The sequence below is a fragment of the Rhodoblastus acidophilus genome (assembly GCF_009720655.1).
GTDB lineage: Bacteria > Pseudomonadota > Alphaproteobacteria > Rhizobiales > Beijerinckiaceae > Rhodoblastus > Rhodoblastus acidophilus_A.
In genome coordinates, this window is sequence record NZ_WNKS01000013.1 from 83,172 (window position 1) to 94,484 (window position 11,313).

11 protein-coding genes are annotated in these 11,313 nt (G+C 63.5%); 2 read left to right on the forward strand and 9 right to left on the reverse strand.

All coding sequences use genetic code 11. From position 1 onward, the window contains the following. The first annotated feature begins 169 nt into the window (after window positions 1-169). On the forward strand, window positions 170-499 hold the full coding sequence (locus GJ654_RS14040; RefSeq protein ID WP_155446797.1) for a DUF1330 domain-containing protein: 330 nt from the start codon (window positions 170-172) through the stop codon (window positions 497-499). A 57-nt stretch (window positions 500-556) separates the two neighbouring features. On the opposite strand, the gene GJ654_RS14045 is transcribed toward GJ654_RS14040, so the two are convergent. From GJ654_RS14045 to GJ654_RS14075, 7 genes are all read right to left on the reverse strand, one after another. Then, window positions 557-988, reverse strand: a complete 432-nt coding sequence (locus GJ654_RS14045) for a DUF2948 family protein (protein ID WP_155446798.1) — start codon at window positions 986-988, stop codon at window positions 557-559. Window positions 989-1,044: 56 nt separating this feature from the next. After that, window positions 1,045-1,806 carry a lytic transglycosylase domain-containing protein gene (locus tag GJ654_RS14050; protein ID WP_155446799.1) on the reverse strand — a complete coding sequence of 254 codons (762 nt, stop codon included), beginning with the start codon at window positions 1,804-1,806 and terminating at the stop codon, window positions 1,045-1,047. A 64-nt stretch (window positions 1,807-1,870) separates the two neighbouring features. Next, on the reverse strand, window positions 1,871-2,641 hold the full coding sequence (gene tam, locus GJ654_RS14055) for a trans-aconitate 2-methyltransferase (protein ID WP_155446800.1): 771 nt from the start codon (window positions 2,639-2,641) through the stop codon (window positions 1,871-1,873). A gap of 185 nt (window positions 2,642-2,826) precedes the next feature. Further along, complete coding sequence (locus GJ654_RS14060) at window positions 2,827-3,642, reverse strand: ABC transporter permease (protein WP_155446801.1); 816 nt, start codon at window positions 3,640-3,642, stop codon at window positions 2,827-2,829. After that, the gene (locus GJ654_RS14065; RefSeq protein WP_155446838.1) at window positions 3,639-4,376 is read right to left on the reverse strand and encodes an ABC transporter ATP-binding protein; all 738 of its coding nucleotides are present in this window, start codon (window positions 4,374-4,376) and stop codon (window positions 3,639-3,641) included. The genes GJ654_RS14060 and GJ654_RS14065 overlap by 4 nt, the downstream gene beginning before the upstream one ends. After that, entirely contained in the window at window positions 4,373-5,353 is a 981-nt protein-coding gene (locus tag GJ654_RS14070) for a PQQ-dependent catabolism-associated beta-propeller protein (RefSeq protein WP_246664752.1), read from the reverse strand. The genes GJ654_RS14065 and GJ654_RS14070 overlap by 4 nt, the downstream gene beginning before the upstream one ends. Next, window positions 5,338-6,546 carry an ABC transporter substrate-binding protein gene (locus GJ654_RS14075; protein WP_196305567.1) on the reverse strand — a complete coding sequence of 403 codons (1,209 nt, stop codon included), beginning with the start codon at window positions 6,544-6,546 and terminating at the stop codon, window positions 5,338-5,340. The genes GJ654_RS14070 and GJ654_RS14075 overlap by 16 nt, the downstream gene beginning before the upstream one ends. Before the next feature lie 154 nt (window positions 6,547-6,700). Between GJ654_RS14075 and GJ654_RS14080 the strand changes: the two genes are divergently transcribed. Then, window positions 6,701-7,774: an alpha/beta fold hydrolase gene (locus GJ654_RS14080; RefSeq protein WP_155446803.1), complete on the forward strand. Its 1,074-nt coding sequence runs from the start codon at window positions 6,701-6,703 to the stop codon at window positions 7,772-7,774. Here the strand turns inward: GJ654_RS14080 and GJ654_RS14085 are convergent, their stop codons facing one another. Both GJ654_RS14085 and GJ654_RS14090 read right to left on the reverse strand, forming a co-directional pair. Beyond that, window positions 7,775-8,977, reverse strand: coding sequence for a pyridoxal phosphate-dependent aminotransferase (locus tag GJ654_RS14085; protein ID WP_155446804.1), 1,203 nt, complete (start codon window positions 8,975-8,977; stop codon window positions 7,775-7,777). It abuts the gene before it with no gap. Between the two features lie 153 nt (window positions 8,978-9,130). Further along, the gene (locus tag GJ654_RS14090; protein WP_155446805.1) at window positions 9,131-11,272 is read right to left on the reverse strand and encodes a putative bifunctional diguanylate cyclase/phosphodiesterase; all 2,142 of its coding nucleotides are present in this window, start codon (window positions 11,270-11,272) and stop codon (window positions 9,131-9,133) included. Window positions 11,273-11,313: the final 41 nt, after the last annotated feature.

Sequence of the window (11,313 nt, forward strand, 5' to 3'; positions counted from 1 at the left end):
ATTTTGTCAAGCTTTACGGCCACCGGCTTCACGTCGAAAACCTCGCCGCTTAACCTAAGGAAGGCATAAGTTTCAATTCGCTCGGCGCTGGCGCAAACTTTCGCAAGCCGCCCTCGTTGAGCGCATCAAGCAGGCGCGAAAAAAGATCGCCTGCACATCGGAGGAAAGCATGACCGTTTATCTCATTGCGCAAGTCAAAGTCACCGACGACGCCTGGATTCCGACCTATGCCGAAAAGGTTCACGACATCGCCGCGAAACATGGCGGCAAATACCTTTCGCGCAGCGGCAGGATCACGCCCATCGAAGGCCCCCAGCCCGATCTGTCGCTGGTCGCCCTGATCCAGTTTCCGAGCCTCGACGACCTCAAGGGTTTTGTGAACGACCCCGACTACGCGTCCTTCGCCAAGGCGCGGCAGGATGGAACGCACAGCACGTTCTTCGCCATCGACGACACCGACGCGGCGGGAACCATCCCCTATTTGGGCAAGGGCGGCTGATCCGACGGAAAAAAGCGAGCGTTGCGTGGCCCCAGACCACCACGCAACGCCATCGCTTCAGGGCGCCCGCCTCTCATGCTCCGGCGCATGCTTGCACGGCCAACGCGGACCGAGGTCGGCGAGACGCGCCTCGATGCATTCGACATCCAGCTTGACGGCGCAGCCGCCGGAGAAGGTGAGGATGATCTCGCCCGAGGGGGCGTCTCCGGGAACGAAGGCGATGGACAGCAGGTTCAGAATGTCTTCAGGCCGGTCCTGGCAAAAACCGTGCAGCGCGGCCTTGCGCACATGCTCGAAATGCAGCCCCGCCTGCACCCGCAGATGCGCTTCGGCGCGCACCCAGTCGAAACGGTGCAGCGCGAGGATGAAACGCCGCTCTTTCGGCTGGTAGAGCATGTCGCCGACATGCAGGACGGCGTCCTGCGTGTGGGCAGAGAGCACGGCGAGATCGTCCTCGTCCATGGCCATGAGACGCAGTTCGCCGGTCATCGCTTCCCCCAAGCTTTCATCAGGGAGATAGGACGGGTGCGGCGGCGATACAAGAATCAGCGCTCGAACAGGCTGTCAAAAAATCCGGTTTGCTGCTGCGGCGGCGAGGCCAGGGTCGGCGTCTCCTGCGACGCGGCCGCCTCGGGCTTGACCGGCGGCGAATGGGCGTGACGCATCGCGCCGAGCATGTTCTTCGACTTTGCCGTGTAGTAATAGCCGGCGGCGTAGAGCGTCACTGCACGGTTCATGTCGCCGTCGGCGAGCGCCCAGGCGTTGGCGAGATAGGGCGTTGCATAGGCCAGATTGGTTTCCGCGTCGAGAAGGCCCTTTGCGCCGCCCTTGTAACCCATGCCGCGCGCGGTGGCGTGGGTGATCTGCATCAGTCCGTAATAGCGGCGGTGGACCACCCCCGGATGATATTTGCTCTCGCGCATGATGATGCGGTGGAGAAGCGCCAGCGGCACGCCATGGCGCGCGGCGTATTTGCGGGTGAGATCGGCGAGGCCGGCCTTTTCGGCGGCGGTGAACCCGTCAGGGTCGGGTTCGGCGGCTTTGTCCGGACGCGGCTTGAACGGCGGCGGCGGGGGCGGATCGATCCGGGCTTCCGCTGGCGGCGCGACATCGGCAGGCGCGGATGGGGCTACGCTGGGCCTGAGTTCGACCACAGCCGGCTGATCGGCTCCAGGCGCGGTTTCGGGCGGGTCGCTCGGAAAGGCCGGGCGCGGCGGCGGCGCGGGCGGATGGTCGGGCAGACCACCGGCAAGGGCGGGGCTTGCAAGGGCGAACAGGGCGAGGGCGCGGGTCAGAGCTTGAGCCATGCCCACTGTCTGCCGCTAAATTGTGGCGAAGGCAAGAAGCGAAGGTCATGCTGGTTTACGCGCATCACACCTGCGCGACAAAGAACAACCTCGGGTAGTGCAACAAAACCTTGCCGTCGTCCTGCGCCAGATAGGCCATCTCCAGTTCGCGGCGGTAATGCGCCAGAAAGGCGGCGCTTTCCGCGTCTTCGAGCCGGTCGAGGAACGGCAGCAGCGCCGAGCCGGCGAACCAGTCGATCACCGCGTCATGACCGTCCAGCGGATGCACGTAAGTGGTCTGCCAGAGGTCGATGGCGCGCACATGCCGGGACAGCCAAGCGTAATAATCGTCGATGGAGCCGATGGCGGCGCGGCTTTTTGCAATGGGCGCCAGTTTTTCCATCCAGGGACCATCCACCGCCACCATGCGCATCAGGGCATGGGCGGGGTCCTGCAGCACGTTCGGCATCTGCACAGCGAGCACGCCGCCGGGATTGAGGAAGGACAGGAGTTTTGGCAGCAGGCGGTCGTGGTCCGGCGCGAAATGCAGGGCGGCGTTCGCAAAAATCAGGTCGACATTGGTTTCCGGCGTCCAGTTCGCCAAATCGGCCTCGACGAAGCGCGCCCCCGGCAAACGCTCGCGCGCCGCCCTGATCATGCCGGGCGAGCGGTCTATGCCCAAAATGTCGCCGCAACGGTAGTAGAGCGACAGGATGGCGGCGCTGTTGCCGGGGCCGCAGCCGAGATCGACGATTTTGCGCGGCGCCAGCGGCGGCACGCGCGACAGAAGGTCGCGCGCGGCTTGCGCCCGCTCGCGCTCGAATTTCAGATAAAGGGTTGAGTCCCAATCGCGCATGGGCATTTATTGCCGGGAAGCGGGACAGAAGTCTAGCAAAATAGTAGGTTTGTTCAGATCAAGCCGCGGCGCTCCTGTCTCATGCCGCGGCGCTCCTTGTCTCAGGCGGCGACGCTCTTTGCTCATGCTGCGACGCTCTTTGCTCATGCTGCGGCGCTCTTTGCTCATGCAGCGGCGCTCTTTGCTCATGCTGCGGCGCCTGGCGCGCCCCTCAACGCCATCAGGCCGCGCGAGGGGTCGTAGGCCACCAGCGCGCCCAGCATGAAGACCAAGGTGCAGCCGAACACCACGGCGAAGGCGAGCGGATTGAACTGGTTGTAAAGCGCGAAGCGGATCAGTTCGACGGCGTGGGTGAACGGATTGATTTGGCAGATGAAATAGACCCAGGGACTGCCCTCCTTCACGCGCCACAGCGGATAAAGCGCGGAGGAGGCGAAAAACATCGGGAAGATGACAAAATTCATCACGCCGGCGAAATTTTCGAGCTGCTTGATCAGCGACGACAGCAGCATGCCCAGCGCGCCCAACATTAGCCCGACGAGCAGGAAAGCTGGCAGCACGGTCAGATATCCCAGCGGCGGCGGCTCGATGTCCCACAGCCAGGCGATCAGCAAATAGGCGTAGCATTGCAGCACGGAGACCAAGGTGCCCGCGATCAGCTTTCCAAACAGCAGGAACCAACGGGGAAAAGGCGACAGCAGCAGCACCCGCATATTGCCCATCTCACGATCATAAACCATCGACAGCGAAGACTGCATGCCGTTGAACAGCTGGATCATCGCCAGCAGGCCAGGCGTGATGTAGACCTCGTAGAGGATGTAGGTTTCATAGGGCGGGATGATGGAAATGCCCAGAACCTGACGAAAGCCGGCGGCGAAGATGAACAGCCAGACCAGCGGGCGCACCAAAGCGGAGACAAAACGCTCGCGCTGGTGCAGGAAGCGCAGGCCTTCGCGCCAGACGATGCCTTTCAGGCAGATGGCGTAAGCCGCGAGCGTCATGGCGCCCCCTCCCCGATCAAGCGCACGAAAGCGTCTTTTATGTCCGTCGCGCCGGTTTGCTCCAGCAGGCTCCGAACTGAGCCGTTCGCGCGCACAAAACCCTTGTGCAGCACGATGACGTCATCAGTCTCGAAGACCTCGTCGGTGAGATGGGTGGCCCACAGCACGCTCATGCCCTCGCTCGCGATCAACCCGCGCACCAGTTTCAAAATGTCCGCGCGGGCGCCGATGTCCAGGCCGACGGTCGGCTCGTCGAGCACCAGCAGGCGCGGCCGGTGCAGCAGGGCGCGGGCGATTTCGACGCGGCGCATCTGCCCGCCGGAGAGATTGCGCACTTTGTCCCCGGCGCGGTCGGCGAGTTGGACGGCGGCGAGCAAGTCCTGGGTGCGCGCATTCGCCTGCGCCTTGCCAATGCCGTGCAGCGCGGCGTGGTAGTAAAAATTCTGCGCGACGGTCAGGTCGAGGTCGAGCGTGCGCGACTGGAACACCACCCCCAATTGCGCCAGCGCTTTTCGCGGTTCACGCTGGAGATCGCAGCCCATCACGGCGAGCGATCCGCGTCGCAGCGCGAACAGCCGCGTCACCAGCGAAAACAGCGTGCTTTTTCCAGCCCCATTCAGGCCGAGCAGCACGCAAAACGCGCCCCGGGCGACGGAAAAGCTCACATCGTCAAGCGCTTTTCGCGCGCCATAGCTGTGCGAGACGTTGCGCGCCTCCAGCGCCGGCGCCGTCATGGTTTCGAAGGCCCCGGAATCACCAGTTCCCACGGCGATTCTCCCACCTGAATCGATCTTACGACCTTCAACGCGCTAACATCGATGACCGAAACATCGTTCGAAATGCCGTTGGCGGTCAGCAGGAACTTGTCGTCCGGCGTAAGGGCGGCGTGCCAAACGCGCTGGCCCACCAACAAATATTTGAGCACTTTTCGCGACTTCACGTCGACCGCCGCGATGCGGTTGGCGGGGCCGAGCGAGATGAAGGCGAGCTTGCCGTCACGGCTCATGTTGACGCCAATCGGCTGGATGTTTTCGGCGCGAAGTCCGGGAATCTCGAACCTTATGCGCTCGACAATTTTTCTCGTTTCCGCGTCGATGATGCAGATCGTACCGCCAATTTCCGTGGAAACCCAGACCTCCTTGCCGTCAGGCGTGAAGGCGGCCATGCGCGGACGCGCGTCCACCAGCACATTGGCCAAAATTTTTCGCCTCTCCGCGTCGACGAAATGCGCCATATTGGTGGTTTCGGTGGTGGCGACGATGGTTTTTCCGTCCGGGCTCACCGCCAGCCCCTCGGGCTCGACGCCAAGCCGCGCCCCGCCAAGACGCTCCTTGGTCTCCAGATTGAAGAAGGTCAGGGTGTTGCTGTCCTCGTTGGTGACATAAAGGGTTTTGCCATCAGGCGAAATATCGAGCCGCTCGGGGTCGCGCCCCGCGTCAAATTCGCCAGATACCGCCAGGGTCTGGGTATCGATGGCGGCGATTCTGTCGATGTCGCCCAGCGCGACGAAAACCGTTTTCTGGTCGGGGGTGACGACCAATCCGCGCGGGCGCTGGCCCACCGGAATCGTCTTCTTCAGCATCATCGACTCGACGTCGATGACGGAAATGGTATTGCCCTTCTCATTGCTGACGAAGGCGTCGGTGGCGAAGGCGGGACCAGCCGCAAGAAGCGCGAGGACGAAGGCGCAACGGCTCATTTCAAACGGCATTTCGTCTCCGGTCGGTCGAGGCCCAATGTGTCGAGTTCGGAAAACTGATGCATAAAACCCTCTTGCGGCGAGACGGACACGACATTGCGACCGTCCGAGAGCAGAATGGGCTGGCGCAATTGCAGGTTCCAGTCGCGAAGGGTCAGTTTCTGGCCCTTGAAGGCGGCGAGCGCAAAATCTTTTGACAAGAAATAGGCCCGCGCCGCGCTTGTGTCGCCGGCCGCGTCATGGGCCGCAGCATCGCCAATCATGCGCGCCGCCGTCCAGCCGTTCATGTCGAGCGCGGTCATGTGGCGGAGAAACTTGCGCTCAAAACGCTGCTGCAATTGCGTCGCGCCGGCCTGCTCGTAGGCGGGGTCCCAAGAGGTGGGGACGAGCCCGGCGGAACCGGCGACCGGACGCGCATCCCAGGTGCGGTAAGGGAGATATTCGGCAAAGACCGCGCTTTCGTCGGCAGCCAGCATAACGTCATATGCGGGGGCGTTTTGGGTGAAGGCCGGGATTTGCTTCTGCACCAGCGCCACCCCGCTGTCGGCGCGGCGCGCCCCGCCGGCGTCGGCGAACATGCGCTCCTCAATGATTTTTCCGCCGAAGCGGGTCGCGGAGCGCTTCAGCGCCTCCGCCCACAGCCGGTCCTGGTCATGCGAGCCGACGACCACCAGCAATTTGCGCCATTGCTTCCACAGCAGATATTGCGTGAGGCCGTCGGCCAGCATGGCGCGCGATGGCGCGACATGGATGACGTTCGCACGGCAAGACTCCTCGCGCAAAATCTCGTCGGCCGCGCCGATGTTGAACAGCAGCGTTTTGGCTCCTGCGGGGCTGTCGGCGGCTTTCAGCAGCGCTTCCGCCGGAAGGTCAGCGAGCACGAAGCGCGCGCCCTTGGCCTCCAGATCGGCGAGAGCCTGTCCGGGGTCTTCGCCCGGCTTGAGCCGGTGGGCGGCAAGCGAAAACTTTTGGCCCAAAAATTCCCCGGCGACATTGTTGTCGTCGAGCCCGGATTCGGCGCCGGCCTGTCCGTCGTTCTCGGCCGGAAGGGAAAGCCGCGAGATCGCCGTGCGGTTTTCGGCGCGGCGCAGATAGCCGATCACGAAATTTTGCGCCGGCTTGTCGCCGTCCAGCTCCGGCGACTCGGCGCGAGCGGGCGCCGCGAGCAGGATCAGGCCGAAAAGCCCGCAAATCCATCGGGTCAACTGTCCCGTCAAAGCGTCTCCCTGCGGTAAAGAAACCGCTGCATTCTTGTTTGCTCTCTTTTTTAGCGGGCGAACGGGCGGGCGCCGACCCTGCTTTAGAACAATGCGGTCGTCGGCTATATGGTTTATAGATGAATAATAAGGCGGAGACCGCATGCGGGGAGGGAATCCATTTGCCCAGGAATGGGCGGGGCTGTTTTTGCCTGGCTTGGCGGTCGCCGAGGCGAGCGCTCAGTTCGTGCGGCAATTGGCGGGGGGCTTTGCTGCGTCCACGCCGGCGCCTGCGCCGGATTGGGCGAGCGCCAACGAGGTCGTTCTAAAACTCCGCGCGGCGCGTCTGCGCCGGTTCGGCGAGGGCGAGGGACGGCCCATTCTCGTCTGCGCGCCCTTCGCGCTCCATGGCGCGCAGATCGCAGACCTCCACGCGGGCCACAGCCTGATGCAGACTCTGCGGGCCTGCGGCGCGCCGCTCTATTTGATCGAGTGGATATCGGCCGGCCCTGACGAGGCTGGCCGGGGCATCGACGATTACCTCTGCGACCTCAACGTGCTGATCGGCGAACTGGGCGAAGTCGATTTTGTCGGCATCTGCCAGGGCGGCTGGCTCGGCCTGATGTTCGCCGCGCGCTTTCCTGGGCGGCTGCAAAAATTCGTTTTGGCCGGCGCGCCCGTCGACATCGAGGCGGGCGATTCAAAACTCTCCCGTCTGGCGCAATCGACGTCGCTGGAAATGTTCCGCGATGTGGTGAGGCTGGGGGGCGGTCTGGCGCTCGGCGCCCATGCGGATCGGATCTGGCCACAGCCACAGGCCCCCGAGGACGTCCACCGCCTGCTGCAAAGCGACGAGCCCTACGACTCCGAGGAATTTGCCGCCAGCGCGGAGGCGTTCCGCCGCTGGGCCGCCTGCACGCTCGACCTCCCCGGCGTCTATTATCTCGAAGTGGTCGAAAATTTCTACAAGTCCAACGCCTTGGCGCGGGGCGATTTTGTGGCGCTGGGAAAGCAAATCAATCTGAGCGACATCCGAAGCCCCTTGTTCCTGCTGGCGGCTGACCAAGACGAGATCACGGCGCCAGCGCAAACTTTTGCGTGCGCCAATCTGGTGGGGACGCCACCGGAACAAATCGTTTCTCGCATGGCCGAGGGCGGCCATCTGAGCCTGTTTTTGGGGACGCGGAATCTGCGCGGAGCCTGGGCGGACGTGGTCAAGTGGCTGCGCGCCGCCTGATCACCTCAATCCCGCGCAAAACGCCTGAATCTTCGCACAGGCCTTTTCCAGGGCTTCGTTCGAGGTGGCGTAAGAGACCCGGAAATTCGGCCCCATGCCGAAGGCCGAGCCCTGCACGACCGCGACGCCTTCCTCTTCCAGCAGCGCGGTGACGAAATCCACGTCGCTGAGGATTTTGGTCCCACCCGCCGAGGTTCTCCCGATCGCGCCCGCGCACGACGGAAAAACATAAAACGCGCCCTCGGGCTTGTGCGCCTGCAAATGCGCGGCCTGGTTGAGCATGGAGACGACGAGGTCGCGGCGGCTTTCAAAAACGCGGCGGCTGGTGGCGATAAAATCCTGCGGTCCATCAAGCGCCTCGACCGCCGCCCATTGCGCGACCGAGCAGGCGCCGGAGGTTTGCTGACCCTGGATCATGTCCATGGCCTTTATGAGCTTTTCCGGCCCCGCCGCATAGCCGATGCGCCAGCCGGTCATGGCATAGGCCTTCGAAGCCCCGTTCATGGTGAGCGTGCGGTGGTAAAGGCCCGACTCGACCTGCGCGGGGGTCGTGTAGACGAAATCGCCGTAGACCAGATGCTCATACATGTCGTCGGTGAGCACCCAGACATGTTCGTAGCGCAGCAAGACCTCTGTCAGGGCCTTGAGTTCATCGCGCGTATAGGCCGCGCCCGAGGGATTTGAAGGCGAATTCAGGATCACCCATTTGGTGCGCGGCGTGATCGCCCGCTCCAGGGATTCGGGCTGGAGCTTGTAGGCCTCCTCCGCCCTGGTCTCGACAAACACCGCCGTGCCGCCGCACAGCGCGACGATTTCCGGATAGGACACCCAATAGGGCGCGGAAATGATGACCTCGTCGCCGGGATTGAGGCTCGCCATCAGCGCGTTGAACAAAATCTGCTTGCCGCCCGTGCCGACAATGCATTGCGTCGGCTTGTAGTCGAGCCCGTTCTCGCGCTTGAATTTTTTCGAAATGGCCTCGCGGAGCGGCAGGATGCCGGCGACCGGGCCGTATTTGGTCTCGCCGCGCTGGATCGCCGCGATCGCCGCGGCCTTGATGTTCTCGGGCGTATCGAAATCCGGCTCGCCCACGGAGAGGCTGATGATTTCGCGCCCCTGCCCGCGCAACTCCCGCGCTTTCTGGGTCACGGCGATGGTGGCGGAAGGTTTTACGCGAGAAAGCGCGTCGGCGAGGAAAGCCATTTCGAATCCTGGGCCAGAGTTTGGCGCGGGACCATAACGGCGGCGACATGAAAGGAAAGCAATTTCTGACCATGATGCGTTGCGCATCATGGTCCGCACTCATTGTTGAGCATGAGCTCTTCCAAGAACCGGCATCCCCTTTGGGGATCATGCTCACGCCGCGACCTCGCGCGCGCCCCCCGGCCGCGCAAGGGCGGCGGCTTCGTCTCCGCCGACCGCTTTGCCAAAGCGATAGCCCTGCCCAAGATCGCAGCCCATCAAGCCCATCATTTCCGCCGTGCGCTCGTCCTCGATCCCCTCCGCCACCACCGCGAGCCGCAACCCGCGCGCCAGATGGATGACGGAGCGCACGATCAGGGCGCTCTCGGGGTCCTCGAACACGGTCTTCGTAAAAGACTTGTCGATCTTGACCTTGTCGATCCTGAACTGGCGCAGATGGTTCAGGCTTGAATAGCCCATGCCGAAATCGTCGAGCGAAACCTTTATGCCAGCGGAGCGCAGACGAACCAGGATGTCGCGCACCTCGTCCACATCGCCGATCAGAGCGGTTTCGGTGATCTCGATTTCCAGCCGCTGCGGCGGGAAGCCGTGGGTCCGCAAGCTCTCGAGCAGCACCTCGGGAAAACGCCGGTCGCGCAATTGCACCGGCGAAACGTTCATGGAAAGGTTGACGTCCCGCGGCCAATGCGCGGCGTCGCGGCAGGCCTGCGCCAGCATGGCCGTGGAAAGCTCCAGGATCAGCCCCTGCTGTTCGGCGAGCGGAATGAAGATTTCAGGCGAGACGGGTCCAATCTCCGGGTCGCGCCAGCGGGCCAGGATTTCGAATCCGGTGAGCCGGCGCGTGGCGAGATCGATGATCGGCTGGTAATGCGGCATGATCTCGCCCGCCTGCAACGCCCGCCGCAGCGCCTTCTCCAGCCCGACGCGGCGGCGCAATTCGCCCTCCATTTCCCGCTCGAACAGGCAGACGGGGTCGTGCTGGTTCTTCTTTCCGCGGTACATGGCGATATCCGCGCAGGACAGCAGCGTCGTCGGGTCCGCCGCGTCCTTGGAGAGGGCGATTCCGATGCTGGCGTCGATCTCTATGCGGTGGTCGGCGACCAGGATAGGCGCGCGCAGCGCCTCGCGGATTCGACGCGCCAGATCCTGCGCGGGGCGGGCGTCCGCGCCGTCGGCGAGCCGGATCACCACGGCGAATTCGTCGCCGCCCAGTCGCGCCACCAGGCCGGCGCGCGCGGCGGCCTCTTGCAGGCGTTTCGCCACCGCGCACAGCACGAGATCGCCGACCATGTGCCCCAGCAGATCGTTCACCGGCTTGAAACGGTCGAGATCGACGATCAGCAGCGCGCAAGACGGCGCCTGTTCGCCCGCCTCGAAATAGCGGCGCAATTTCGCCGCGAGCGCGCGGCGGTTGGGCAGATTGGTCAGGGGATCGGCTTGCGCCATGGTCTCCGCCGCCCTGCGCGCGATCTTGGCGACGCGGTGGGCTTGTTCGAGCTCCGCGAGGTTGGCGCGGAAGACGCGGAAGGCGCTGGCGAGATCCGAGATCTCGTCGCGCGCCTTGCGTTCCGGCAGCGCGACGTCGGCGCGGCCCTGCGCCAGGGCGGTGAGCGCCTCGGTGATCTCGCCCAGCGGCGCGAATATGTCTTTTCGCGCGCCTCGGTAGAGGAGCAAGGCCGCGCCCGTGGCGAGCGCAGCGGCGACGACCATCATGGTCATGATCTCGCGCGAAAGATCGTTGGACGCAACCACCTCGCCATTGATCCTGTGCTGGCTGTCGTCGATCAACCGGTCAAGCGCCTCCTCCGCCTCCGCATAAGCCCTGTGAATGCGGCTGCGGACGCCGCTTTCTGGCCTCCGGTCGTTCATGGCCGAGAATTGGCCGTCGTGCAGTTCGGCATAGCGCGTCCAGGCGGCGCGAAAGCGATCCAGAAGGGCCGCGTCGCTGCGACCCGGCATGATCGCGTCGATCTGGCGCGTGAGCTGGCCGACGGACGCACGGCGTTGCGCGAGCAGTTCGAGGCTCTCCGCGCGCTCGGTCTCGTTTTCGGCGTGGTTGACCGACATTTCCATCAGGCGCAGCTCGGACAGCTTGTCCGCCAGTTCGCCGAAGAAATGAGTTTCGACCAGGCCAACCTGCTCGATGAACCTCATTTTCGAGTCCATCGCCCGCAGGCCGAAAATACTTGTTGACGTAACGGAAGCAATGAGAGAGACAAAACCGAGAATGACCAAGGTCATTCTCACGTGAATCGATCCAAACCAGGATCGATCATTGTTATTTTCCGACGACATGGCGGAATTGTACAGTCAAAGCCCTAACTATTGATTTAGAT